Source organism: Streptococcus mitis (assembly GCF_946190375.1).
GTDB lineage: Bacteria > Bacillota > Bacilli > Lactobacillales > Streptococcaceae > Streptococcus > Streptococcus mitis_CJ.
The window spans coordinates 1-22,818 of sequence record NZ_CAMIAF010000018.1 but is presented as its reverse complement, the minus strand read 5'-3'; the positions used below and the strand labels follow the sequence as shown (position 1 = coordinate 22,818).

The window sequence follows — 22,818 nt, the reverse complement described above, 5'->3', positions numbered from 1 at the left end:
ACCAAATTTAGAAAGGAACATTATGAACGAAATTTTTAACTTTCACGGGCAGGAAGTCCGTACTTTGACAATTGATGACGAGCCTTGGTTCGTTGGGAAGGATGTTGCAGACATCCTAGGATATAGCAAGGCTAGAAATGCGATTGCTCTTCACGTTGATGAAGATGACGCCCTAAAACAGGGCCTCACAGATAATTTAGGAAGGGTCCAAGAAACTATCATCATCAACGAATCTGGTCTCTACTCTCTTATCTTATCCAGCAAGTTGCCTCAAGCAAAAGAGTTCAAGCGCTGGGTAACATCAGAGGTCTTACCAGCTATTCACAAGCAGGGTGGATTTATCCGTGAGGATTTGGATGAGGATGCCTTCATCGCTCTATTTACTGGACAGAAGAAATTACGTGAGCAACAGACTAGCATGCTGGAAGATATTGACTATCTGAAGAGTGAGCAACCGATTCATCCAAGCTATGCTCAGTCGCTCCTGAAGAAGCGTAAGGCTAGGGTTGTGGCATGCCTGGGTGGTATTGATAGTCCAGCTTATGCTGATAAGATTTTTGCTCAGTCGGTATTTAGACAAGCTGAGATTGATTTCAAGGATCATTTTAATATTAGTCGCTATGACTTGCTACCGAAAAAGTTTGCAGAAGCAGCATTGGCCTACTGGATGACGTGGGAACCAAGCACTAATACTAAGATGAAGATCATGGAAATGAACGCATTTAGCCAAGCGTAGGAGGAATAAAATGAGACCAAAACGATATCCGTATAGCGGAAAAAAAGAATCCACCTTTGTAAAGGTGGACCCTGAGTTGGTATTGAATATCAATAAGATTAATACTGGAAATATACAAGCGAAAAATATATTTGGAAAAATTTTAGATAAAGAAAGTAGGTAAGAAGAATGGCTAAAAATTCAATGAACCTTGAAGTTAAAGTAAATGTTACGAATATGGAGAAATTTAATGAGCTTGTCAAAGAGTTCAATAAAAAAGCTCACGAGCTTGAAGAGCTTGCTCATGAGCTGAATTGGTTTCGTTTTGAAGCAGATATCCTATCAAATGATGGCAACTAGTTCAAAATTAGCATTTTCTGGAAACAAATAAATTGGATATGATTCTTTTGTTTCGAGATTACGGAACTGGTAACCAAAATAATCTTTTTTTGCATTTGAATTTTTTTCAGTTAGTATTTCAAGATTAGCTTGTGATAGTAGTTTAAAAATCTGAATACGAGCTTGTTCTAAATCGGATATGCTGTTTAAAACTCTTAATTCATGTTCGCTTTGGAATAATACATCTATCAAATCTTCTCTAGCATCTATATTAGTTATGGAACCATGCAGAGAATCAAATTTTAATTTGTAATCGGTAAATGATAAATTCATGTATTCTTGATAGGTTACAAAGGTAATATTTTTATCTTGGAATCGGTAGATGAGGGAATCATTTTGTAATTCATCCTTAAATTCCGTAAGACCAATTAAAAATTTATGACAAGCTTCTAAAATACGAATTTGATTGAGATTCATTCTCTTCTCCTCATTTCTATTGAATTTTTGACTAAAACGCGAGAGGTCCTAGTTAAGAATATTATAGCAATTTGGGAAGGAATCACATCAGTCTTGAGACTGATATAGGAGGTATTGATGGAAGATAAAATCATCGAACTTGCTGATTACTTCATCAGTGAAAATACAACGTACAGAGAAGCAAAAATAGCGTGTGAGAAGCTATTTAGACAAGTCAGCCATGAGATAGAACTCAGGGCGATGGAAAGTAAGACAGTTTGACAACAACACAAAAAAGCACCTGACCGCAATCAGGCGCATACTAATATAACTAACTGAATTATAACACGAAAGAGAGGAAATTGCCAATGGCTTTGGAAGTGTTTGGAGAAGATTTCAAAAATGAACTGTTGGAAGAGCTTGTACAGTTGAATGTGAAAGCTATGACTGAAGCAAAACTACGAGTATCAAGAGGTACGAACTGGGCTTCAATCAAAGATGTCCAAGAGAAAACAGGTTGGGGGCGTAAGAAAATTGAAGATTTCAGAGACGCAGGGAAATTCCGCTACCAGCAAAATGCCAAAGGCGGTAAATATTTATATGACATGAACGATGTACTTCGGTTTCAAAGTCAGTTAGCACAATAAAGGAGATTAAAAAATGTTTGAACCACCGATTATAGACCAGCTGATGGGGGTTGGAGCCTTGCTGATTGGATTTGCAGGGGCTTGCCGTCATATCAAATTGCAGGAAAAACGCAAGGAAGAAGAAAGACGAGAAGAGCAAGAATTTGCGTCTATGATTATCAAAGGGTACAACCATGCATACGAACGTGGTAGAGAGGCAGAACGTCAAGAAATCCGCAAGAATATCCGTAGAGAGTTCAAAGGATTCACATATGACAACGAACCGCCTCAAGGCTTACGCCCAGAACCTCTGGCATTGCCAGAGCCTAAAATGCACATCTTGAAGTGAGGAGGTCAGGAAATGGAAAGATTGATTCAATGGCTGGATGACCAGATTATGTATATCAAAGAAGCGATAGAAAAGGGATCAGATAAAAGACATTTTATTACGATTTGGGAATATGATCACAAAAATCTATTATTAGTCAAAGAATACATAACTGACTATGAAAAATTAACCAAGGACTATGAAAAAATTGTTAAGGACTTTGAAAAACTAACAAAAGACTATCATGATGTGGTCTCTCAAAATCGTCTGATCAAGCTTGAAAAACTAGAGTTAGAAAGCAGGTATATCTATGAGGATATGCGGATGAAGTACCGTGCGAACCGTAGGAAGTGGGGTGCTCGGTATGTCTGAAATCAAGTGGATTAAAATCACAACCGATATTTTTGACGATGAAAAAATGTGCCTGATTGATGCCTTGCCTGATCGTGATGCAATTATTGTAATCTGGATCAAACTTATAACGCTAGCAGGCAAATTGAATAGAAAAGGCGTACTAGCCATTTCTAAAAACATTGTATACACTGATGAAATGCTTGCACAAACGTTCCACCGTCCGCTGAATACAGTTCGTATGGCTCTTGAGGTTTTTGAAAATTTTGGAATGGTTGAAAAAATAGATGGAGTGATAATGTTACCCAATTGGGAGAAACATCAGAACATTGACGGCATGGAAAAAATAAAAGAGCAAAATCGAAATAGAGCCGCACGTCACCGACAAAAACAGAAATTACTTGCACAGAACAACGAAAGTAACGTTACTGATAACGTTATGGATAACGTTACAGTAACGCACAGTAACGCATTAGATAAAGAATTAGATAAAGAATTAGATAAAGAATTAGATAAAGATATAGAGATAATTAATAATAAGGTGATGACTAGTTCCAGCCTTTCTGAAAATTTGAAAAATAGCGGAATCCATCTAACTGATAAGTCACATCAACAGTTACTTGATTATGTAGGACTTGATGGAATGAGCTTTGATATGTTGAACCGTGCAATCGAGAAAACTTCAGGGTCACACAAACCAAGTTTCAATTATCTAATTGCCATTCTTGAAAATTGGAAAAAGAAGGGTTTCACAACGATTGAACAGGTAGATGAGGACGATCGTAAATATAAAGAGGGTAAGAACTACAACCGCCCAGCACAAGGAAAATCCAATGTTCCTGAATGGTCTCAACCTAACTATGTGAATACTACGAGCGAGGAAGACAAGGAAGAGCTTGAAAAACGGAAACGTGAATTACTTGAAAGGCTTGAGAATGGAGGTGGCTGATGTTTATTTTAAAACATGGGACAAGAGAGGATAAGCCGTTTCTGAGATCCGTCGTTATCGGCGTGACTGGCTTGGACATTTCATGTTCTGAGGAGAAGAAAGCTTTGCGGTTTGTTTCTCGGGCGGCCGCCGTACAGGTCGGCAAGGCATTGAGGGGTTCCTTTGGGAACTTTTACCCAATTGAGGTGGAGTGATGTTAAATCTTTACTTCGTCTACAACGGGCACTGCAAGTTTTACCTTGGAACGTTTGACAATGTCGATGAGCTCATTGAGCATATGGAAGACCATCAGTGGACTTTCTCAGGTATTACCAGACCAAAATTCAAGAAACACATCGGAAAAGACGATGTGAGGTTTGATTATGGTGCGGTAGATTGCTATTACTTAGTGACAAAATCAACGTGCCGCGAACCACGTTAAAAGCGAGCTAGAATATGCGTCAGTAAAGGTTATGTGACCTTGGACGAGCGACTGCCCGTATTTAGCCAAGCACACAAAGGCAGTCGCATTTTTTGGAAAATGATATGAATGAAATCAAATCGTAGTTTTAATGAATTTGAGTTGAGCCGTCGATTAAAAGAACGGAACGGCCAGCTAGTACCTAGCATTGAGTCTTATCTGACTTACCACGATATCAAGCATATACCGAAAGGTGTCGGGATCAATAAGTTTCAGAATTGGGTTATCAAGAATCATATTGACTTCAATGAATACCTTGACTATCTCACAATGCTACGAGAAATGGGCATTGAGCCTGAAGGTGATGCTATGCTTGTGCCAAAGGATTTCACGGCCATGCATAACCACACAGTCGGATTATACAATCAATTCGTCGAAGAAAAACAAAAACTGGAAGATAAGAAGAAACGCAAGCAGCTTGAAGCTGAGTTTAAACTTAGAGAAGGAATGGATAAGACAATCAATGGATACACATTCCATGTCCCTAGAAAAGTGGCTGAGCTGATCTATGAGGGTAAGAAACTACATCATTGCGTAAGCTCATACACAGACAAGCATTTTAAAGGTAATACCTTAATAGTGTTTGTCCGCCTGTCAAATCAACCTAAAACACCTCTTTACACACTTGAAGTAAGGCAGGGGAAGATAGCCCAATTTCGTGGCAAGTATAACCAAGATGTACCAGCTGAAGTCTGGAACATAGCCAAGGAATGGATGAAACAAACGAAATTAGTACAAAAATCAGCGTAGGAGGTGTGAAGGATGAAAAGAAAAAATTATATTATTTTTATCAGGCACTTGTTGCTTACATAGAACATTGTTTTTATAAAAACAATTTTATTAGAGAGTGTATAAAAAATAAGTGGTGTTCAAGAGAACATTTTGAAGACGTTGTTGATATTAGAAAAATTGAAAGCGAGGAGTTTGAGAATGAACATACAGGGACTAATTGAACGATATGAAAAATTTAAATTTTTGATGGGAAAATAATTTAAAAAAGGAGTAAAATCAATGTTTACACAATACAATCATGAAACAGGAAAAACAACACTTACAAAACTTGCTAAAGGCGGTATCATTACAGTCGCAGCTGTTGCTTCACTTGGGATTTTTCGTCTCACGGCTGTGAAACGTATCCCAGCTAATACAGTTGGGGTTAAGGTTAGCGCAATTGGAGGTGTGCAAGAAAACACCCTACAAACAGGCTATCATCTAAAAATGCCATTTATTGACAAAGTCTACACTTTATCTACATCTGTTCAAACAAAAACAATGGAGAAAATCACGACTCAAACTAAAGATGGTCAATGGCTGAATACTAACATTGATGTGAAGTATCGTGTTAATAAAGAAAAGGCTATGACGATATTTTCAAACTACACAACGCTAGAAAATGTGAATGAGAGTGTCATTGCGCCAGCAGTTCAACGCGCTATAGAATCGGTAACAGGTAATTATGATATCTATGATGTGCTGGGTGACAAGCGTACTGAAGTCTATGAGGCGATTGATAAGGCTCTTAAAGAAAAATTTGAGTCTTACGATTTGGAGTTTGTTTCTTTTACAATTACAGATCAGGATGCTGGGGATGAAATTGAAGCAGCAATCAAAAATGAATCGGTCAAACAAAAGGAAATCGATACAGCTAAACAGGAACAGGAGAAAGCTAAGGTTGAAGCCGATACCAAGAAAGTTCAAGCTCAAGCAGAAGCAGACGCAGGTATCATTAAAGCAGAAGGTGAAGCCAAAGCAAATAAAGCTAAGTCAGATTCAATCACAGATAATCTTATCCGGATGAAAGAAGCAGAAGCCAGAGAGAAGCATGGCTGGGTTACTGTTAATGGAGCTGGTGGCGTGATTACAAATCATGAATAAAATATAAACGGCATAGAAACGAGGTGAGTGATGCCTTTCTTTCCTGATATAAATGAAACCAAAACAAAAGAAAATGCCAAGAAAATTTTAAAAGGATATCCTCGATGGCGTCGTGTTGCCAATGACACTGAAGGTCAGAAAGTGACTACTACCTATTCATTTATGCCACGAAATCCATCAAGCGGGAGAGATAGTCAAGTTGAAAAATTGGCTATACGAAAAGTTGATGCAGAGATTGAGCTGGATGCAATTGAGCAAGCTGTCAGTAGATTACATGATCCCCTCTATCGTAGGATACTTTTTGAGAAGTATCTTCAGTGGAATTGCAAGAAGGATGAAACAATCGCAATGGGGTTGTCTCTTTCAGAAAGTTCATATTACGACATCTTAGATAAGTCTCTGATGGCATTTGCAGAGTTATACCGCAATGGTGAACAGGTTGAAATTTTGGAGTAAACTTGGAGTTTTTTTGGAGTAAATTCGGAGTAAGTTCGGAGTGGATGTATGATTTTATGTGCTAAAATTATATTATGAAATAATTGTAAAGGCAGGCACACCCTGTCTTTTTCTTTGAGTTTGGAGGTGATATCGTGAAAAAAGTAGAACCAATCCGTGATCTAGACGATATCGAACGAATCAAAGATTACTTGAAAAACAAAAGTGACAGAAACTATGTTTTGTTTATGTTTGGAATCTACTCTGGTCTAAGAGTGAGCGATATAGTACCTCTTCAAGTTAAGCAAGTGATTGCAGACAGGATTGAACTAAGAGAGAAGAAGACTGGGAAGATAAGGTATTTTCCAATCAGTCCCCCTTTAAGAAAAGAAATAAATAGATACATAAAAGATAATCAATTAGCAGAGTACGATTATCTATTCCCAAGTAAAAAGAAAAAACGAACAGATGGTGTTCGTATCACTCATATAGGAAGAGTAGCAGTATATCAAATACTACAGGATGCAGCTAAGTATGTCGGATTGAACCATATAGGTACTCATTCAATGAGGAAGACTTTTGGTTATCATCACTACAAAAAGAATGGTAATGTAGCTATTCTGCAAAAGATTTTCAACCACTCTACACCAGACATCACGCTTGGTTATATAGGTTATAGTCAGGACGAATTGGATGAAAGTATACTATCATTTGACTACTACTAAATAGCCCATCTATTTTACATAATGAGAAAATGTAAATTTGTTTTTAGAAAAACATAGTGAAAGCCTTGGTACTCTTGACTTTAAAGTTGTTTAATTTTATTTAACAGAATATAAGATATGTTAAATAAACGAGGGTGTCAGAGGTTGAAAAACTCCCCCCTACATCATAAAATTTTAGCCCCTCCCTACTAAAAAGAAAGGCCCCTCCCTAAATGAATACCCCCCAGGATAGACCGGACCGGAGCGGTCCTCACAGAGTTGCTTTTGAAAAGAATAAAAATATTATTCTCAAAACAAGAAATACTTGTGGGATTTGTGGATTACCAGTTGACAAATCCTTGAGGTACCCACATCCATTAAGTCCGGTCATTGACCACATTATTCCAATCAATCGCAACGGTCATCCATCAGATATTCAAAACTTGCAGTTAGCCCACTGGCAATGCAACAGACAGAAGTCTGATAAGTTATATGCTGACGATAGATCAGCGAATGCTACTGTTGTAGGCAATCGCAATCTGCCACAGTCAAGAGATTGGACAAAGTATAGAGCTTGAAGAAACCAAAAAAGAAAAATTATATTATTTTTTAAAAATATCAAAATAATAATGAATGCTTAAATTTTGAAAAAATAACAGATATGTGTGAAGTAAGTCCTAGCTAAAGTATAGGGGGGTATCCCCCTCCCACTAGGCGCTCGCGAGCTTCACGCCGTCACTGTACATTTTTTCTCGCGCCAAATCATCACAACGAAAGGAGAACGGTTTGGAATTAAGAGGGATTGAATATCTCAGGAAAAAGTTGAATCTCTATCAGAGTAGAGTTAATCTGAGGTATAAATACTATGCAATGCAACATTACAGAGCACCTATCGGAATTACAATTCCTGCTCATGTGAGAGCTAAATATAGAGCTACTCTTGGATGGACTGCAAAAGGGGTAGATTGCCTTGCGGATCGTTTAGTATTTCGTGAATTTACAAATGATGATTTTAATGTTACAGAAATCTTTGATCGCAACAACCCTGATATCTTATTTGATAGTGCTATTCTAGCTGCACTGATTGGTTCGTGTTGCTTTATCTATATTTCAAAAGGTGAAGATGATGAGGTGAGGTTACAAGTTATTGAGGCTAGCAATGCGACTGGTGTCATTGATCCTATCACTGGATTGCTTGTAGAAGGTTATGCAGTATTGGCTCGTGATGATTACAATCGACCAACACTTGAAGCATACTTTGAACCTAATGCTACACACTTTATTCCAAAAAATGGAAATCCGTACTCGATATCGAATGAAGTGGGCATTCCATTACTTGTCCCAGTAATTCATCGACCTGATGCAGTTCGTCCATTTGGTAGATCAAGAATTACAAGAGCTGGCATGTACTATCAAAAGGAAGCTGAACAAACATTTGAACGTGCTAATATTACTGCAGAGTTTTATTCATGGCCACAAAAATATATTATTGGATTAGATCCTGATGCAGAGCAGTTGGAAACTTATAAAGCTACTGTATCAAGTTTATTGACAATTTCTGCCAGTGACAGTGGAGAAAAACCAAGTATTGGTCAATTTACTACAGCGAGTATGTCTCCTTTTACAGAGCAACTGAGAACGGCTGCTGCTGGATTTGCTGGAGAGATGGGGTTGACCTTGGATGACATGGGGTTTGTGTCTGACAATCCATCATCTGTTGAAGCTATCAAGGCTAGTCACGAAAATCTTCGTCTCGCAGGTAGAAAGGCTCAGCGCTCACTAGGAGCTGGATTGCTAAATGTCGCTTATGTTGCAGCTTGCTTGCGTGATGAGTTTCATTATGCCAGAAGTCAATTCGTAAGAACCACAGTTAAGTGGGAGCCATTGTTTGAAGCGGATGCGAATACGATGACCATGATTGGTGACGGTGTTGTCAAATTAAATCAGGCATTACCTGGTTACATCAACGCAGAAACCATTCGAGATCTTACTGGTATCGCTGGAGACATGTCAGCTAAACCAGTGGTAAGCGAGGGTGGTTCAAATGGAGAATGATGTTTTACCTAGTATCTTGCAAGAGGTTCAGGAGAGGTTTGAACGAGATTTTGGTAAGAGTGAGATTGTCAGAAATGCTTTTGCTGCATTAAAGGGGAAAAAAGCCACTTACAAAACAGCAAATGAGTTTGCGATTGAAGTTGGAGAAATTCTCTCTAAGGCTCTAGGAGCGTCTCTGAGCGCCGATAAATTACCAGACGGTAAAATGTATTATAACATCGCCCAGCGTTTGCTGACGGACGTGCTAGGACGAAATCACGAGCTTGTGAGTGGTTATACTAGTGAGGTTCAGAAGAATTTGAACCAGGAAGCGAAAATCGGTCTGAAAGTTCAAGTTCCTGAATTAAATCTGGATCGAATAGCTGGCATTGTCAATCGCTTTTCGTCTGAGGAGAATTTTGAGGATGTCAGTTGGTTAATCGGTGAACCTATTGTGAACTTCACACAGTCCATAATTGATGATAGTATCCAGAAAAATGCGGAGTTTCATCATCGGTCTGGATTGCAACCTGAGATTGTCCGAAAGTCGTATTTTCATTGTTGTGAGTGGTGTCAGGAAGTTCAAGGGAATTATAAATATCCAAGAGTTCCGAAGGACGTTTATAGAAGACATCAGCATTGTCGTTGTATTGTAGACTATGATCCGAAAAGCGGAAAAACTCAAAATGTCTGGACGAAGAAATGGAATTCTATAGACAAAGAGAGAGTTGAGCGTAGGAAGTTAATTGGCGTAGTATCTGTTGACGAGCGTGAGCAAAAGCGCTATAATAGGGTTATGAAGAGTAGTGGTGCTGTGTATGGCGCTTGGAATGATAGAAATGATCCATATAATAAAGAGCGTGATCGGCATGCTCAAGAATTTTATGAGAGTGTACGAAATCGAAATAAGCAACATGAAATAGTGAAGGTATCTAACAATAGCGGTCTTTCACAAGCAGATGTTGAGAAGATTTACAACCATATTTTTATTAATGAGTATGATTTAGAAGATGGTCGGAAACGTTTCGACCCTAGCTATGACATGGCTGAGAGTTGGCGACGACTTTCAGAGATTGGTGGTAAGAATATTCAACCTCACGACCTTGTAATGTTAAATCATGAGTTGATGGAACATGATTTGATGGCAAAGGGGATGAAGTATGATGAAGCACACGAACTTACTAATAAAACCTATAACTACCAAAAAGCATGGATTGCTTGGATGAAGGAGAAAGGAGACCTATAATGCTTAAACTTATTAAAATTTTCAATTCAAAAAGTAAGGGTTATTGGTATATTCCTGAAAACCGTGACCCAGGTATGATTGAGATTGATGAGAGTACTGGTGAAGTTACAGTTGTCATTGAGTCGAATTATGATAAAGAACTAGGTTATCCTTACTATGCGAACAAGGCTCGTGGAGCAGTGAAGCAGATGTGGGATAGAGGAGAACTACCAAACGAGAAATCTTTCGCTTGGGGATAAGCACTTAGAAAATTCTAGGTGCTTTTATTATGCTTTGAAAGGAGTCAGAAAATGAAGTACAGAAAGAAACCTGTTGTGGTTGAGGCAGTTCTTTGGAACGGGAATAACTATAAAGAAGTAATTGACTTTGCAGAAAATAAGATTTGGTTTGATGCACTTGGGAATATATGCATTGATACACTTGAAGGTGATATGATAGCCAAAAAAGGGGATTATATTATCAAAGGAGTTCAAGGTGAATTTTATCCATGCAAACCAGATATTTTTGCAGAAACATACGAAGAAGTAGAGTATTTGAATATTTTAGACAGTATCTAGGAGGTGATCCGATATCTCCCAGCGATAGGGTTATCATGCGATGACGATTGAAAGGAAATTAGAATGGCGAGGAAGAAACTTGGCAATCAGAATCCTACTCAATCGGTGATTTTAAAATACGTCAAGAAAAATTCAAAAGCTAAAGAAGCGATTGAACTTTACGAGCGGACTGGTCTTTCTTGTTATGCTTGGCAGAAGAATCTTTTGTTGCCTATGATGGCTGTTGACAAGAACGGGCTTTGGGTGCATCAGAAGTTTGGTTACTCTATTCCTCGTCGTAACGGGAAAACTGAAATCGTTTATATCGCTGAAATTTGGGGGCTACATGAAGGATTGAATATCTTGCATACTGCTCACAGGATTTCTACCTCTCATGCCTCTTTTGAAAAGGTTAAACGATACCTTGAAAAAATGGGATATGTGGATGGAGAGGATTTCAATTCTATTCGAGCGAAGGGACAGGAGAGGATTGAACTTTATTCAACAGGTGGTGTTATCCAATTTCGTACTAGGACATCAAACGGTGGTCTTGGTGAAGGGTTCGACATGCTGATCATTGACGAGGCTCAAGAGTATACGACCGAGCAAGAATCTGCTTTGAAATACACGGTTACGGATAGTGAGAATCCTATCACAATCATGTGTGGGACACCTCCAACCCCTGTATCAAGCGGTACGGTCTTTACTAAGTATCGTGAGACTTGTCTCTTTGGGAAAGGGAAGTATTCTGGCTGGGCTGAGTGGTCGGTTTCTGACGAAAAGGAAATTGACGATGTGGAAGCTTGGTATAATTCCAATCCATCCATGGGCTACCACTTAAATGAGCGTAAGATTGAAGCAGAGCTTGGTGAGGATAAGCTGGACCATAATATTCAACGTTTGGGATTTTGGCCAACTTACAACCAAAAATCTGCTATTTCTGAAACTGAGTGGAACGAGCTCAAGGTGGATGACATGCCAGAATTGTCTGGCAAGTTGTCTGTTGGTATCAAGTATGGCCAAGATGGAACGAACGTGGCTTTGAGCATTGCTGCACGTACCAAGGATGGCCGTTTCTTTGTGGAAACAGTCGATTGTCAATCCGTTCGTAATGGGAATGAGTGGATGGTTGCTTTCTTGCGTCAATCCGACGTGGCTCAAATCGTCATTGATGGCGCAAGTGGGCAAAAGATTCTGGACGAAGAGTTGAAGGACTACAGAATCAAGAATGTGATTCTACCAACGGTGAAAGAAATCATCGTGGCCAACGCTCTTTGGGAACAGGGGATTTACCAGAAAACCATCTGTCACGCTGGACAACCATCATTGTCTAAAGTAGCTACTAACTGCGATAAGCGGAATATTGGCTCCAACGGTGGCTTTGGTTATCGATCGCACTTTGACGATATGGATATTTCTTTGATGGACAGCGCTCTGCTTGCGCACTGGGCTTGTGCTACGACCAAGCCTAAGAAAAAGCAAAAAATCAGTTATTAAAATAAGCGGTCTTGTGACTGCTTTTTTTGATGCTAAAAATTACCGAACTGCCGGGGAAGCAGGAGAAAGGAGACATGAGAATGTCAGAATTTAAACCAATCACTACACAAGAAGAATTTGATGCTGCTATTAAGGAGCGTTTATCTCGTGAGAAAGCGAAGTACAGCGACTATGACCAGCTCAAATCTCGAGTTACAGAATTGGAAACAGAAAATGTTGGCTTGAAGTCAACAATTGAAGCTAATCGTCAAAGTAAGGCAGATGCTGACAAGCAACTTGAAGATTTGCAGAAGCAAATCTCTAATTATGAGACAGCTAGTCTGAAAACTCGTGTGGCTTTGCAACATGGATTGCCTTACGACCTTGCAGACCGTTTGCAGGGAACTGATGAAGAGAGCTTCAAAGCAGATGCAGAGCGCTTGGCATCTTTCGTGAAACATACTGAACATGTCGCACCAATGCGAACTCTAGAGCCTACTCTAGAAAAAACTGAAAATACATCTTATAAAAACCTAGTACAAGGTTTAGTTTTTGAAGATTAAAGGAGTAATAATATATGACAGATCAACTATCAAGAGGAACATTATTTGACCCAATGCTTGTGACAGACCTTATCAACAAAGTTAAGGGTCACAGCTCACTGGCTAAATTGTCTAATCAACAAGTTATCCCGTTTAATGGATTGCGGGAATTTACATTCTCATTGGATTCTGATGTTGACATCGTTGCAGAAAATGGTAAGAAAACCCATGGTGGTGTTAGCTTAGAACCAGTCACTATTGTGCCAATTAAAATTGAGTATGGTGCTCGTGTATCTGATGAATTTATCTATGCATCAGAAGAGGCTAAAATTGACACATTAAAATCATTTAACGAAGGATTTGCCGTTAAAGTAGCTCGTGGTGTTGATCTGATGTCATTTCACGGAGTCAATCCACGTACGAAACAAGAGTCTGCGGTTATCGGAGATAACTGTTTTGATAAAGCCGTTACTCAAACCGTTAATTTTACAGCCAATGATCCAGATGCAAATGTTGAAGATGCAGTGAAAATGATTCAAGGGGCCGATAATATTGTTAGCGGTATGGCTATTGATACTACATTTTCAAGCGCACTTGCAAGTATGAAAAATGCAGCAAATGAGCGCCTTTATCCTGAATTGGCATGGGGAGCAAATCCAGGGGCCATTAATGGTCTACCTGTAGATGTAAATACAACGGTTGGTCTCAATGTCGGAACTAACAAAGATGTTGCTATTGTTGGTGACTTTGCTAACATGGTTAAATGGGGATATGCTAAGCAGATTCCACTCGAAGTCATTCGATATGGTGATCCAGACAATTCTGGAAAAGACTTGAAAGGTTATAACCAAGTCTATCTTCGTGCAGAAATTTATCTCGGATGGGGAATTTTGGACAAAAACAGCTTTGCTCGTATTGTGAAAGCGGGGTAGTATATGGAATACATTAATGTAAAAACGGGGGCTACTATCGTTACTGAAAATGCAATTAGTGGAGGCGATTGGGTTCCAAGTGAAGCATACAAACCTTTGGACTCATTGACTAATGCAGCATTGAAAAAAATCCTTGATGAAAAAGGTATTATTTATGATAACCGTGCCACAAAACCTGAATTGATTTCGCTGATTGAACAAACTGACACTGAAGTTCAGTAGTCGCTTGGCTGGAGGTAGAAATGGAAAACTTTGCAACAGTAGAAGATTTGAAAAAATTGTGGCGAGCGTTGAAATTCGATGAGGAAAAACGAGCCGAGGCGCTGTTGGAAGTTGTTTCTCATTCTCTTCGTGTTGAAGCTAAAAAAGTTGGCAAGGATTTAGATGGGTTGGTGGCTACTGACCCATCTTTTGCTATGGTGGTCAAGTCCGTCACGGTTGATGTGGTAGCTCGCACGTTGATGACCTCAACTGATCAGGAACCAATGACTCAGGTGGCTGAGTCTGCTTTAGGTTATTCCTTCAGTGGTTCTTATCTAGTTCCTGGCGGTGGTCTCTTTATCAAGGATTCAGAATTGAAACGTCTGGGCCTCAAAAAGCAAAGATATGGGGTGATTGATATCTATGGGACGGATTAAAGGAATTACTGTAACATTGATTGGAAAAACCAAGAATGGAACGGATGACTTTGGTCATCCTATCTATGAGAATAAAGAAATTCAAGTAGATAATGTTCTGGTTGTTCCAGCTTCAACAGAAGATGTCACGAATCAGCTCAATCTGACCGGAAAGAAGGCTTCTTATACGCTAGGAATCCCAAAAGGTGACCAGAACGAGTGGAAAGACCGTGAAGTTCGTTTCTTTGGTCGAAAATGGCGGACAATTGGCATTCCTTTGGAAGGCATTGAAGCCATGATGCCTCTGGAATGGAATAAGAAAGTGATGGTTGAAGCGTATGAGTAATACAAAAGTCAAGCTTATCGGTGCGGGTGTAGGAGCTCTTTTGAAATCCAAAGAGATTCAGGATATTCTGAACAAAGAAGCAACGGTCATTAAAAAAAGATGTGGTCCTGGCTATGAACAAGATAGCCACGTTGGTAAGACAAGGGCCAATGCTATGATTTATCCAGCTACGCGAAAAGCAAAAAGGGATAATTTGAAAAATAACACATTGTTGAAGGCGGTGCATTAGATGATTGAAATTATTATCAAGAAATATCTTGACGGTCATTTAGATGTACCGTCATTTTTTGAGCATGAAGCTGAAGCTCCCGATAGCTTTGTCATTATTCAAAAAACTGGTGGTAAGGAGCGAAATCATTCTGGTAGTGCGACATTTGCTTTTCAAAGCTATGCCCCTACTATGCAGAAGGCTGCAGAGCTTAATGTGAAAGTGAAAAGTGCTGTGAAGGGATTGATTGAATTAGATTCAATCTGTGGTGTCCACTTAAACAGCGATTACAACTTTACGGACACTGAAACGAAACAATATCGATATCAAGCTGTATTTGATATTAATTATTTTTAAAAAGGAGAAATTAAATGGCTACAGAAGCAAATGTAACGACTGCAAAACCTAAAATTGGAGGTGCGGTTTATTCTGCACCTCTTGGAACAGCACTTCCAACAGACGCAACTACAAAATTAGATGATGCGTTTAAAGCGCTTGGTTATATTTCAGAAGATGGTATGACCAATAGCAACTCCCCAGAATCAGAAAATATTAAGGCGTGGGGTGGCGTCGTTGTAAGTTCGGTTCAAAAGGAAAAGACAGACACTTTCAAATATATGCTGATTGAAGCATTGAATGTGGAAGTTTTGAAGGAAGTTTATGGATCAGATAATGTATCTGGGGACTTGTCATCAGGAATTACCATTAAGGCAAATTCAAAAGAATTGCCACATCATTGCCTTGTAATCGAAACGGTTCTAAAAGGTGGTGTACTTAAACGTATTGTTATCCCTTCAGGAAAAGTAACTGCCATTGATGAAATCACTTATAACGATGGAAGTGTTCTAGGCTATGGTACGACTGTAACTGCGTTTCCTAATGCTGCTGATGATACACACTATGAATACATCAAAGGAGCTTAATTATGTCAAAACAAAATCGCAAAAAGAAAAATAAAGGAGCTGCGTCACAGATTAAAACAATCCGTGGAGTAACTTCGACCGGATTTCCTTTTGAAATCACAAAAGAGCGCTTGGAAAACTATGAGTTGCTTGAAGCAATCTCTGAAGTAGATACAAATCCAGCAGTTTTACCAAAAGTGGTCAATCTTATGCTTGGCAACAAATCGGAAGATTTGAAAAATCATGTGCGAACTGCGGATGGAATTGTTCCTTTAGACAAGATGGGAGCAGAAATTAGTGAGATCTTTTCAAGTCAGAACCAGTTAAAAAAATAGCGCTCCTTGCTAGAATGATTCAAACAGATGAAGATGCTCTTATTTGTGATTTAGCTGAAACATATGGGATTTTTGATTACAGACAGTTACCTGCTGACCAGGTAGCTGTTTTTGCTTTTGGTTTGAGAGATGATTCACGGATCAAACTAGCAATGACCAATAGCAAAGTTCCTTTTGAAACCTTTTTGCTTGCAGGCGTGCTTGATAGGCTTTCTGCTCTTGTGTGGTTTAAAACAACAGACGGTCAGAAAGGAATCAACAAACCATTAATGGTTGCAGAGGAGCTGACAGGTAAAGCTAAAGAAAGTAAGGAGATGATCTTTGATTCTGGTGAGGACTTTGAAGAATATCGTCAGCAAATTCTAGAAAAGATAGGAGGTGAGGATTAGTGGCGACAGAAATAGCACAAGCTTATGTACAATTGATACCATCAGCCAGAGGTATTGCTGGTAAAATCCAATCAATCCTCGATCCTGAAGCGAGTTCAGCAGGACAAAGCGCTGGACAGTCATTGGGTTCTAGTCTTGTTAGCGTTATGACGAAAGTTATTGCAGCGGCAGGGATTGGCAAGGCCTTTTCAGCTGCTATCAGTGAAGGTGCAGCGCTTCAGCAATCTCTCGGAGGTATCGAAACTCTATTCAAAGGTTCTGCTGACAAGGTTAAGGGATATGCTAATGAGGCCTACAAGACGACAGGTTTGTCAGCTAATGCCTACATGGAGAATGTGACAGGCTTCTCAGCGAGTCTCTTGCAGTCTTTGGGCGGCGATACAAACAAAGCTGCTGAAACAGCCAACATGGCCATGATTGATATGTCAGATAATGCGAACAAGATGGGGACATCGATGGAGAGCATTCAGATGGCATATCAAGGCTTTGCTAAGCAAAACTACACTATGCTGGACAACCTGAAGCTTGGTTACGGTGGTACAAAGCAAGAGATGGAGCGTCTTTTGAATGACGCTCAGAAATTGACTGGTGTCAAGTACGACATTAACAATCTTTCAGATGTTTATAATGCTATCCACGCTATCCAAGAAAATCTTGACATCACTGGTACAACTGCCAAAGAGGCAGCATCTACTTTTAGTGGCTCCTTTGAATCCATGAAAGCTGCAGCTCAGAATGTACTTGGAAAGTTAGCGCTAGGGGAGAATATCCTACCTTCTCTGCATGCTTTGCTTAAGACAACATCTACCTTTCTTTTTGATAATTTTTTACCAATGGTTGGAAATATTTTTTCTGGCCTTGGCTTAGTTTTGACTGAAGGAATTAGTCAGATTGCATCTCAGCTTTTTGGGGATGCCTTTGGAAGTGCAGTCTATAGTCAACTGTCGAGAGTAACAGGTGTCTTTCAAACCTTCTTTGATATGATCTTTGGTTCATTGAGCAAGCAAGATAACATTGATATCCTGACCATGCTTGGATTTAGCGAGGGTGCTGCTAATCAAATTGTCAACATCGCAGACAATATCCGAGTAACTTTTGAGAATATCGGGGTTGTTGCTGGTAATGTTGCAAGTATTGTTGTTGATTTCGTTGGAGATCTTTTAGGAATCAAAGACGGAGAGCAGGGAGTGAATTTGCTAGGCATTGCCTTTGAAAGTATCACAGGTTTTATCAGAGATGCCTCTGAAAGTCTTAGCAAATTTACATCTTGGTTAAAAGATTCACCTCTTGCATTAGATGCCTTAAAATCGGCTGTTGTAGGCATTACAAGTGCATGGGCAGGATATAAAGCTGTCTTAGCGGTAATAAAAGGAATTGAAACAATCAGGAATGCAACTCTAGCTATCACGAATGGCTTAATGCTAGCTCAGTTCGTAAGAACCGGTGCACTCACTACCGCAGAAGCTGCGAATGCGGCGGCAACTATGGGAGCAAGTGGAGCGTTCGGTATCTTTAATGCTGTTTTATCTGCCAACCCGATTGGCTTAATCGTAACGGCAGTCGCAGCATTGACTGCAGGTCTTGTATGGTTTTTCACTCAAACAGAAACTGGTCAGCAAATTTGGTCATCTTTTGTGGATTGGATTAAGCAGGCTTGGCAGGGGATTGCTGATTTCTTTGTTGGTATTTGGTCTGGTATCTCTGAAGGTGCTAGCACTTTGTGGGATGGAGTTGTTACAATCTGGAACGCTTACATTGAGTCTTTGAAGGCGATGTGGAATGCTGTTGTAACATTCTTTTCAGATTTATGGATAAGCATTCAAGAGGCCGCATCTTTGGCCTGGACAGCTATCACGACAGCAGTGATGACGATTGTTCAAACGTTTATAGATGGATTTATGAATGTTTGGAACAACATTTCAGCTGGTCTTACTCAAATTTGGGAAGGTATTAAGATGATTTTTCAAGGCGCTTGGGAATTTATCAAATCGATTTTCTTGGGTACTATTCTCATCATCATCGACCTTGTGACAGGTAACTTCAGCCAGCTAGGAGCTGATCTTTCTCTAATTTGGGAAGGTATTCAGAATGGCATTTCTCTAGTCTGGGAAGGTATCAAAACCTTCTTTTTTGGTATTGTAGATGCTATTGTCGGATTTGGTAAAGTTGCTTTTGAAAACTTTTCAATTGGTCTCTCTACTAACTGGGAATTTATCAAGTCTGCTGCTTCAGCGGCTTGGGAATGGATAAAGTCTACTGTAACAAGTCTGATAACAGGTCTGGTGCAGGGAGCTCAAAATATCTGGGATGGCTTTATGAACTTCCTATCAAGTTTGTGGGAAGGTATTAAGTCAACGGCAAGCAATGCTTGGAGTTCTCTAGCGTCTAGCGTTCTAAGTATTATCAATGGTCTCGTATCCGGGGCGCAAAATGCCTGGAACAACATGTCTAATGCGGTATCTAGTCTTGTAAGTAATGTAACTGGATTCTTCAATCAATTGTGGAATATTGATTTGTATAGTGCAGGACAAGCAATCTTACAAGGTTTCTTGAATGGTTTGCAGTCTATGTGGTCTTCTGTAACTGACTTCGTCGGTGGTATCGCTGGTTGGATCCGTGACCATAAAGGACCTATTGAGTATGACCGTAAGCTTTTGATTCCAGCAGGTAATGCAATTATGGGAAGTTTAGACAATGGATTAAAAGATGGGTTTAAAGACGTCAAGAAAACGGTCGGAGGTATGGCTGGTGAGATTTCGGATGTATTTTCAGGAGACAGTCTGGATCTGAACTCATCTGCGTCCGTGACCAAAAGTCTTGAGGCACAGTTGGCTATGCCGTCGTCTCAATTTGAAGCGCATGAAAATAAAACCGTGTCTGAGATAGCGATTCTGAGAGCAAGTATGGAGAGAATCCTTACTGCTATCCTTGAAAAATCGTCAGACGTTTATCTGGATAATGACATTATCTCAATCAAAACCTATGAACAACACGGTGCTATTTATGCGAGGGGAGGAATTTAATGGATTATATGATCATCAACGGTTTTAATACATCAAGCCTTCCTGGTTGTGTTGTGACCGATTTTGGGAAGGTGGAGGCTGCTAAGCCAAAAGGAGAGAAGGCAACTCTTTATGGAGTCAATGGTAGTTACCGTGTGTTAGACGGTTCTTTCGACAGTTACGAAAGGACCTTCACTCTCCACGTTAAAAAAATGGTTGAGATTTCAAGCATTCTTGATAAGTTTCAATCGAATGATAATGTTTTGGAATTTAGCTATCAGCTTAGCTCATTGTTTTATGCTAACTTTGTGACTGCTAGTTTTGAACCTTTTGGGAATCATGCTTGGAAGTTAGAGATCAAGTTAGACATGCAACCCTTCAGATATCAGAAGAGCGTAGAACCTGTTGTTCTTACTGCATCTGGTACAATCAATAATCTTGGGACGGTTTATTCTGAACCAATCATCGAGGTTGAGGGGGATGGTGATATCTCCCTTACTATTGGCCGTAAGACCATGTATCTTGCTATTAAGACCAAGGTCACGATTGATTGCAGGCAAGGCAAGCAAAACATCTACAATGCTACTGGAGTGGTTCAGAACACACTTCGGAAGCGTGGAGGGTTCCTCGAAATCCCGACAGGAAAAGTTGGTGTTTCATTTACTGGAACCGTCCGAAAAATTACTATTCGACCTAATTGGAGGTATAAGATTTGATTTATTTAACAAATGGGAATATGCCTCTGAACGCTGCCTATGCTGATGAGATTGTTCAAGAGGCTAATAGCACCTATCAATTGACCTTCCGATTTCCGACTTCGGATTCATTATGGGAGAAGCTGAAGGAAGAGACTTTCTTAACAGCTGATGATCTTCATGGCGAGCAGGATTTTGTCGTCTTTGAGGTAGAGAAGAAGCACGGCTATATTCAAGTCTATGCCAACCAAGCGTTTACCTTGTTGAATAACTATCTGGTCAATCCAATCTCTTTGGATAGACAGACTGGTTCAACTGCTTTAAGTCGCTTCGCTGGAAGCATCACTCGTGACAATCCATTCTCATTTTTCTCTGATATTGAAGATAGACACACCTTCAATGTTGGATCTAAGAATGCCATGGAGGCATTTGCGAAAGATAAGCACTCTATTATTGGCCAATGGGGTGGCGACCTTGTACGGCATGGTTACCAGGTTCGCTTGTTAAAAAATGGCGGTTCGGAAAACGAATCGCTCTTTATGTACAAAAAGAATCTGTCTAGCTATCAACACAAGACATCTACTAAGTCTTTGAAGACTCGAATTACCTTTACGGCGACTGTCAAAGGTGGGGGAGAGAAGGCGCCTGACCGCAAGTTTTCTGTAGTTGTGGATAGTCCGCTCATTAACAAGTACAGTCAAATCTACGAAGATGTGATTGAGGTTAATGATCGGGATGTGAATGATGAAGCAAGCCTTCGAAAATATGGTGAGCAGTATTATCGAACTTCGCTCTGTGACATGATGGAAGATAGCCTTGAGCTTGAGGTTGTCGGCCAGAGTGATGTGCCTGTCCAGATGTTTGATATTGTGAGTTTATTTCACGATGTCTACAATCTTGACGTGCGCAAGAAGATTACTAAGTACACTTACTCACCAATGGGCAAAAAATTGAAGACAATTGGTTTTGGGCAGTTCAAGTCAGGCCTTGCGAATGCGATTGGTAACGCAGTGAGTGATGCAGTTAAGGATGAAGCTCAACAACTTCAAAGTGATTTTGAAAGGCAGTTAGCAAGAGAACTCAAGAATGCTAGTCTTGCTTTTGACAGGAAGAAAGAAGAGTTTGTCAATCAATTCACAGACGGTCTTAATGCTGCTAAAGCCAGAGCCGAAGAAGTCAAGAGGGAACTCTCTGATACTATCAATCAGCGTTTCGACAGCTTTGATAATGCTTCAATCCAAGAAGCTAGACGAAAGGCAGAAGAAGCCTTGAGAAATGCTGGCGCAAGCAGCATACTCGCTCAAGAAGCGAAACGAATTAGTGAGCGAGCAAGAGCAGACATTACTAATCTACAGAACTCTTCTCAAAATGCGCTTAATCAGATTGAGTCGTTCAAGACTCAGTACGGCACTAAGCTAAATAAAGTTAAGAGCACTGCAGATAGTCTGTTTACTAAAATGGGAGCTGTTGAAACTTACATCAGCAAGGATGGTCAGCGACAAGAGAGTTTGCAACGTTATGCTCGAGACGAGAGCGCTCGTCAAGTCAGCGCAGTACGTGAGCAGATATCCAGAGATTACGTTGGGAAATCAGCTTATCAAGAGGATGTGAGAGGTCTAGAACGTCGATTTAGTGCGATGAGCACGCAGACGAACAACGATATCGCTACGAAAATAGCTCAGTACAAGCAGACAGTAGATGGTCAATTTGCAAGTATCACATCTCAGATAGCTGGCAAAGCTAACCAAGTCGATTTCCAGCGTGTCAAAGAAACCAGCCAACTCTATGAGCGTATTATTGGCAGTAATGAGAACGACATCTCTAACAAGGTCGCTCGCATGGCTATGACCAATCAGCTGTTCCAGGTTGAGGTGTCTAAGAATGAAGGTCTGAAAACCGTTCAAAGACAGTTGGCCGGCTCATGGTCCGTTCAAAACATCAATAGCGCAGGTGATTTGATTTCAGGAATTAATCTTGGTTCAAATGGACAAAATCGTATCACTGGTAAGGCTACTCACATCACCGGCGAAACTCTGATTGATAAGGCAGTTATCAAGTCGGCCATGATTGATAAGCTGAAAACGGCCAATTTTGAAGCAGGTTCGGTGACTACTACGATATTAGACACTGAAGCAGTGACTGCTGATAAAGTGTTGATGGACCAAGCATTTGCAAACAAGCTAGTAGCAAGTAACATCTTCACAGATATGCTTGCTGCTAAAGAGGCTTTCATCAACAAACTTCGGTCAGTGGTAGTCACTGCGACATTTCTAGAAGGTTTTCAAGGTAAAATTGGAGGCTTCAGATTTGGTCAATACAC

The 22,818-nt window shown here is 40.0% G+C and carries 35 protein-coding genes; 34 read left to right on the top strand and 1 reads right to left on the bottom strand.

The genetic code is table 11. From position 1 onward, the window contains the following. Positions 1 to 22 precede the first annotated feature (22 nt). From N8M09_RS08785 to N8M09_RS08775, 3 genes are read left to right on the top strand one after another with little or no spacing between them, the layout of a single operon-like run. The gene (locus N8M09_RS08785; RefSeq protein ID WP_261064913.1) at positions 23 to 736 is read left to right on the top strand and encodes an ORF6C domain-containing protein; all 714 of its coding nucleotides are present in this window, start codon (positions 23 to 25) and stop codon (positions 734 to 736) included. Between the two features lie 10 nt (positions 737 to 746). Beyond that, entirely contained in the window at positions 747 to 899 is a 153-nt protein-coding gene (locus N8M09_RS08780; protein ID WP_261064912.1) for a hypothetical protein, read from the top strand. A gap of 5 nt (positions 900 to 904) precedes the next feature. Further along, entirely contained in the window at positions 905 to 1,075 is a 171-nt protein-coding gene (locus N8M09_RS08775) for a hypothetical protein (protein WP_194251983.1), read from the top strand. On the opposite strand, the gene N8M09_RS08770 is transcribed toward N8M09_RS08775, so the two are convergent. Beyond that, a complete protein-coding gene (locus tag N8M09_RS08770) occupies positions 1,058 to 1,531 on the bottom strand; it encodes a hypothetical protein (RefSeq protein WP_261064911.1) in 474 nt (157 codons plus the stop codon). The two genes, N8M09_RS08775 and N8M09_RS08770, sit on opposite strands and share 18 nt — an antisense overlap. 117 nt (positions 1,532 to 1,648) lie before the next feature. Here N8M09_RS08770 and N8M09_RS08765 point away from each other — a divergent pair, with 117 nt between their 5' ends. From N8M09_RS08765 to N8M09_RS08620, 31 genes are all read left to right on the top strand, one after another. After that, positions 1,649 to 1,792 carry a hypothetical protein gene (locus N8M09_RS08765; protein WP_261064910.1) on the top strand — a complete coding sequence of 48 codons (144 nt, stop codon included), beginning with the start codon at positions 1,649 to 1,651 and terminating at the stop codon, positions 1,790 to 1,792. Between the two features lie 86 nt (positions 1,793 to 1,878). Then, positions 1,879 to 2,157 (top strand): helix-turn-helix domain-containing protein, encoded by a 279-nt coding sequence (locus N8M09_RS08760; RefSeq protein WP_261064909.1) that lies wholly within the window; start codon positions 1,879 to 1,881, stop codon positions 2,155 to 2,157. 13 nt (positions 2,158 to 2,170) lie between these two features. Beyond that, positions 2,171 to 2,485 carry a hypothetical protein gene (locus tag N8M09_RS08755; protein ID WP_261064908.1) on the top strand — a complete coding sequence of 105 codons (315 nt, stop codon included), beginning with the start codon at positions 2,171 to 2,173 and terminating at the stop codon, positions 2,483 to 2,485. Positions 2,486 to 2,497: 12 nt separating this feature from the next. Beyond that, positions 2,498 to 2,836: a hypothetical protein gene (locus N8M09_RS08750; protein ID WP_261064907.1), complete on the top strand. Its 339-nt coding sequence runs from the start codon at positions 2,498 to 2,500 to the stop codon at positions 2,834 to 2,836. After that, positions 2,829 to 3,764, top strand: coding sequence for a phage replisome organizer N-terminal domain-containing protein (locus N8M09_RS08745; protein ID WP_261064906.1), 936 nt, complete (start codon positions 2,829 to 2,831; stop codon positions 3,762 to 3,764). Before N8M09_RS08750 ends, N8M09_RS08745 begins: the two co-directional genes overlap by 8 nt. Beyond that, positions 3,764 to 3,958 carry a hypothetical protein gene (locus N8M09_RS11260; protein ID WP_314726062.1) on the top strand — a complete coding sequence of 65 codons (195 nt, stop codon included), beginning with the start codon at positions 3,764 to 3,766 and terminating at the stop codon, positions 3,956 to 3,958. The genes N8M09_RS08745 and N8M09_RS11260 overlap by 1 nt, the downstream gene beginning before the upstream one ends. After that, a complete protein-coding gene (locus tag N8M09_RS08740; protein ID WP_261064905.1) occupies positions 3,958 to 4,185 on the top strand; it encodes a hypothetical protein in 228 nt (75 codons plus the stop codon). The genes N8M09_RS11260 and N8M09_RS08740 overlap by 1 nt, the downstream gene beginning before the upstream one ends. Positions 4,186 to 4,293: 108 nt before the next feature. Further along, on the top strand, positions 4,294 to 4,974 hold the full coding sequence (locus N8M09_RS08735; protein WP_261064904.1) for a PcfJ domain-containing protein: 681 nt from the start codon (positions 4,294 to 4,296) through the stop codon (positions 4,972 to 4,974). A 5-nt stretch (positions 4,975 to 4,979) separates the two neighbouring features. Next, positions 4,980 to 5,177, top strand: coding sequence for a hypothetical protein (locus N8M09_RS08730; protein WP_261064903.1), 198 nt, complete (start codon positions 4,980 to 4,982; stop codon positions 5,175 to 5,177). A gap of 58 nt (positions 5,178 to 5,235) precedes the next feature. Further along, the gene (locus tag N8M09_RS08725) at positions 5,236 to 6,099 is read left to right on the top strand and encodes an SPFH domain-containing protein (protein ID WP_261064902.1); all 864 of its coding nucleotides are present in this window, start codon (positions 5,236 to 5,238) and stop codon (positions 6,097 to 6,099) included. 30 nt (positions 6,100 to 6,129) lie between these two features. Beyond that, positions 6,130 to 6,555 (top strand): ArpU family phage packaging/lysis transcriptional regulator, encoded by a 426-nt coding sequence (locus N8M09_RS08720; protein WP_261064901.1) that lies wholly within the window; start codon positions 6,130 to 6,132, stop codon positions 6,553 to 6,555. A gap of 134 nt (positions 6,556 to 6,689) precedes the next feature. Beyond that, complete coding sequence (locus N8M09_RS08715; protein WP_261064900.1) at positions 6,690 to 7,259, top strand: site-specific integrase; 570 nt, start codon at positions 6,690 to 6,692, stop codon at positions 7,257 to 7,259. Between the two features lie 212 nt (positions 7,260 to 7,471). Further along, entirely contained in the window at positions 7,472 to 7,816 is a 345-nt protein-coding gene (locus tag N8M09_RS08710; RefSeq protein WP_261064899.1) for an HNH endonuclease signature motif containing protein, read from the top strand. Positions 7,817 to 8,024: 208 nt separating this feature from the next. Beyond that, a complete protein-coding gene (locus N8M09_RS08705) occupies positions 8,025 to 9,293 on the top strand; it encodes a hypothetical protein (protein ID WP_261064898.1) in 1,269 nt (422 codons plus the stop codon). After that, entirely contained in the window at positions 9,283 to 10,518 is a 1,236-nt protein-coding gene (locus N8M09_RS08700; protein ID WP_261064897.1) for a hypothetical protein, read from the top strand. Before N8M09_RS08705 ends, N8M09_RS08700 begins: the two co-directional genes overlap by 11 nt. Continuing rightward, positions 10,518 to 10,757 (top strand): hypothetical protein, encoded by a 240-nt coding sequence (locus N8M09_RS08695; RefSeq protein ID WP_261064896.1) that lies wholly within the window; start codon positions 10,518 to 10,520, stop codon positions 10,755 to 10,757. Before N8M09_RS08700 ends, N8M09_RS08695 begins: the two co-directional genes overlap by 1 nt. Positions 10,758 to 10,808: 51 nt before the next feature. Then, on the top strand, positions 10,809 to 11,075 hold the full coding sequence (locus tag N8M09_RS08690; protein ID WP_261064895.1) for a hypothetical protein: 267 nt from the start codon (positions 10,809 to 10,811) through the stop codon (positions 11,073 to 11,075). Positions 11,076 to 11,138: 63 nt separating this feature from the next. Next, on the top strand, positions 11,139 to 12,551 hold the full coding sequence (locus tag N8M09_RS08685; protein WP_261064894.1) for a terminase: 1,413 nt from the start codon (positions 11,139 to 11,141) through the stop codon (positions 12,549 to 12,551). 80 nt (positions 12,552 to 12,631) lie between these two features. Next, on the top strand, positions 12,632 to 13,093 hold the full coding sequence (locus tag N8M09_RS08680) for a capsid assembly scaffolding protein Gp46 family protein (protein WP_261064893.1): 462 nt from the start codon (positions 12,632 to 12,634) through the stop codon (positions 13,091 to 13,093). Between the two features lie 14 nt (positions 13,094 to 13,107). Continuing rightward, the gene (locus N8M09_RS08675; RefSeq protein WP_261044751.1) at positions 13,108 to 14,004 is read left to right on the top strand and encodes a phage major capsid protein; all 897 of its coding nucleotides are present in this window, start codon (positions 13,108 to 13,110) and stop codon (positions 14,002 to 14,004) included. Positions 14,005 to 14,007: 3 nt separating this feature from the next. Then, complete coding sequence (locus tag N8M09_RS08670) at positions 14,008 to 14,226, top strand: hypothetical protein (protein WP_261044752.1); 219 nt, start codon at positions 14,008 to 14,010, stop codon at positions 14,224 to 14,226. Between the two features lie 20 nt (positions 14,227 to 14,246). Next, positions 14,247 to 14,642 carry a phage Gp19/Gp15/Gp42 family protein gene (locus tag N8M09_RS08665; protein ID WP_061087429.1) on the top strand — a complete coding sequence of 132 codons (396 nt, stop codon included), beginning with the start codon at positions 14,247 to 14,249 and terminating at the stop codon, positions 14,640 to 14,642. Further along, on the top strand, positions 14,629 to 14,967 hold the full coding sequence (locus N8M09_RS08660; RefSeq protein WP_261064892.1) for a hypothetical protein: 339 nt from the start codon (positions 14,629 to 14,631) through the stop codon (positions 14,965 to 14,967). The genes N8M09_RS08665 and N8M09_RS08660 overlap by 14 nt, the downstream gene beginning before the upstream one ends. Beyond that, positions 14,960 to 15,196, top strand: coding sequence for a hypothetical protein (locus N8M09_RS08655; protein WP_070480010.1), 237 nt, complete (start codon positions 14,960 to 14,962; stop codon positions 15,194 to 15,196). The genes N8M09_RS08660 and N8M09_RS08655 overlap by 8 nt, the downstream gene beginning before the upstream one ends. Continuing rightward, positions 15,197 to 15,532, top strand: coding sequence for a hypothetical protein (locus N8M09_RS08650; RefSeq protein ID WP_261064891.1), 336 nt, complete (start codon positions 15,197 to 15,199; stop codon positions 15,530 to 15,532). 14 nt (positions 15,533 to 15,546) lie between these two features. Then, positions 15,547 to 16,098 carry a phage tail tube protein gene (locus N8M09_RS08645; protein WP_261064890.1) on the top strand — a complete coding sequence of 184 codons (552 nt, stop codon included), beginning with the start codon at positions 15,547 to 15,549 and terminating at the stop codon, positions 16,096 to 16,098. Between the two features lie 2 nt (positions 16,099 to 16,100). After that, positions 16,101 to 16,412, top strand: a complete 312-nt coding sequence (locus tag N8M09_RS08640; protein WP_419991729.1) for a hypothetical protein — start codon at positions 16,101 to 16,103, stop codon at positions 16,410 to 16,412. 14 nt (positions 16,413 to 16,426) lie between these two features. Further along, positions 16,427 to 16,801: a DUF5361 domain-containing protein gene (locus N8M09_RS08635; protein ID WP_261064889.1), complete on the top strand. Its 375-nt coding sequence runs from the start codon at positions 16,427 to 16,429 to the stop codon at positions 16,799 to 16,801. Beyond that, positions 16,801 to 19,824, top strand: coding sequence for a PblA (locus N8M09_RS08630; protein WP_261064888.1), 3,024 nt, complete (start codon positions 16,801 to 16,803; stop codon positions 19,822 to 19,824). The genes N8M09_RS08635 and N8M09_RS08630 overlap by 1 nt, the downstream gene beginning before the upstream one ends. Continuing rightward, positions 19,824 to 20,519: a phage tail protein gene (locus N8M09_RS08625; RefSeq protein ID WP_261064887.1), complete on the top strand. Its 696-nt coding sequence runs from the start codon at positions 19,824 to 19,826 to the stop codon at positions 20,517 to 20,519. Before N8M09_RS08630 ends, N8M09_RS08625 begins: the two co-directional genes overlap by 1 nt. Further along, positions 20,516 to 22,818: phage tail spike protein (locus N8M09_RS08620; protein WP_261064886.1), on the top strand; the 2,303-nt coding region annotated here is incomplete at its 3' end. The genes N8M09_RS08625 and N8M09_RS08620, both read left to right, overlap by 4 nt.

Coding starts and splice junctions, on each gene's coding strand:
- N8M09_RS08685 (WP_261064894.1), top strand. CDS start 11,139: ATGGCGAGGAAGAAACTTGGCAATCAGAATCCTACTCAATCGGTGATT.
- N8M09_RS08735 (WP_261064904.1), top strand. CDS start 4,294: ATGAAATCAAATCGTAGTTTTAATGAATTTGAGTTGAGCCGTCGATTA.
- N8M09_RS08710 (WP_261064899.1), top strand. CDS start 7,472: ATGAATACCCCCCAGGATAGACCGGACCGGAGCGGTCCTCACAGAGTT.
- N8M09_RS08650 (WP_261064891.1), top strand. CDS start 15,197: ATGATTGAAATTATTATCAAGAAATATCTTGACGGTCATTTAGATGTA.
- N8M09_RS08720 (WP_261064901.1), top strand. CDS start 6,130: ATGCCTTTCTTTCCTGATATAAATGAAACCAAAACAAAAGAAAATGCC.
- N8M09_RS08750 (WP_261064907.1), top strand. CDS start 2,498: ATGGAAAGATTGATTCAATGGCTGGATGACCAGATTATGTATATCAAA.
- N8M09_RS08755 (WP_261064908.1), top strand. CDS start 2,171: ATGTTTGAACCACCGATTATAGACCAGCTGATGGGGGTTGGAGCCTTG.
- N8M09_RS08645 (WP_261064890.1), top strand. CDS start 15,547: ATGGCTACAGAAGCAAATGTAACGACTGCAAAACCTAAAATTGGAGGT.
- N8M09_RS08665 (WP_061087429.1), top strand. CDS start 14,247: ATGGAAAACTTTGCAACAGTAGAAGATTTGAAAAAATTGTGGCGAGCG.
- N8M09_RS08740 (WP_261064905.1), top strand. CDS start 3,958: ATGTTAAATCTTTACTTCGTCTACAACGGGCACTGCAAGTTTTACCTT.
- N8M09_RS08680 (WP_261064893.1), top strand. CDS start 12,632: ATGTCAGAATTTAAACCAATCACTACACAAGAAGAATTTGATGCTGCT.
- N8M09_RS08625 (WP_261064887.1), top strand. CDS start 19,824: ATGGATTATATGATCATCAACGGTTTTAATACATCAAGCCTTCCTGGT.
- N8M09_RS08660 (WP_261064892.1), top strand. CDS start 14,629: ATGGGACGGATTAAAGGAATTACTGTAACATTGATTGGAAAAACCAAG.
- N8M09_RS08760 (WP_261064909.1), top strand. CDS start 1,879: ATGGCTTTGGAAGTGTTTGGAGAAGATTTCAAAAATGAACTGTTGGAA.
- N8M09_RS08670 (WP_261044752.1), top strand. CDS start 14,008: ATGGAATACATTAATGTAAAAACGGGGGCTACTATCGTTACTGAAAAT.
- N8M09_RS11260 (WP_314726062.1), top strand. CDS start 3,764: ATGTTTATTTTAAAACATGGGACAAGAGAGGATAAGCCGTTTCTGAGA.
- N8M09_RS08770 (WP_261064911.1), bottom strand. CDS start 1,531: ATGAATCTCAATCAAATTCGTATTTTAGAAGCTTGTCATAAATTTTTA.
- N8M09_RS08655 (WP_070480010.1), top strand. CDS start 14,960: ATGAGTAATACAAAAGTCAAGCTTATCGGTGCGGGTGTAGGAGCTCTT.
- N8M09_RS08675 (WP_261044751.1), top strand. CDS start 13,108: ATGACAGATCAACTATCAAGAGGAACATTATTTGACCCAATGCTTGTG.
- N8M09_RS08745 (WP_261064906.1), top strand. CDS start 2,829: ATGTCTGAAATCAAGTGGATTAAAATCACAACCGATATTTTTGACGAT.
- N8M09_RS08765 (WP_261064910.1), top strand. CDS start 1,649: ATGGAAGATAAAATCATCGAACTTGCTGATTACTTCATCAGTGAAAAT.
- N8M09_RS08690 (WP_261064895.1), top strand. CDS start 10,809: ATGAAGTACAGAAAGAAACCTGTTGTGGTTGAGGCAGTTCTTTGGAAC.
- N8M09_RS08785 (WP_261064913.1), top strand. CDS start 23: ATGAACGAAATTTTTAACTTTCACGGGCAGGAAGTCCGTACTTTGACA.
- N8M09_RS08700 (WP_261064897.1), top strand. CDS start 9,283: ATGGAGAATGATGTTTTACCTAGTATCTTGCAAGAGGTTCAGGAGAGG.
- N8M09_RS08725 (WP_261064902.1), top strand. CDS start 5,236: ATGTTTACACAATACAATCATGAAACAGGAAAAACAACACTTACAAAA.
- N8M09_RS08640 (WP_419991729.1), top strand. CDS start 16,101: ATGTCAAAACAAAATCGCAAAAAGAAAAATAAAGGAGCTGCGTCACAG.
- N8M09_RS08695 (WP_261064896.1), top strand. CDS start 10,518: ATGCTTAAACTTATTAAAATTTTCAATTCAAAAAGTAAGGGTTATTGG.
- N8M09_RS08780 (WP_261064912.1), top strand. CDS start 747: ATGAGACCAAAACGATATCCGTATAGCGGAAAAAAAGAATCCACCTTT.
- N8M09_RS08635 (WP_261064889.1), top strand. CDS start 16,427: ATGATTCAAACAGATGAAGATGCTCTTATTTGTGATTTAGCTGAAACA.
- N8M09_RS08775 (WP_194251983.1), top strand. CDS start 905: ATGGCTAAAAATTCAATGAACCTTGAAGTTAAAGTAAATGTTACGAAT.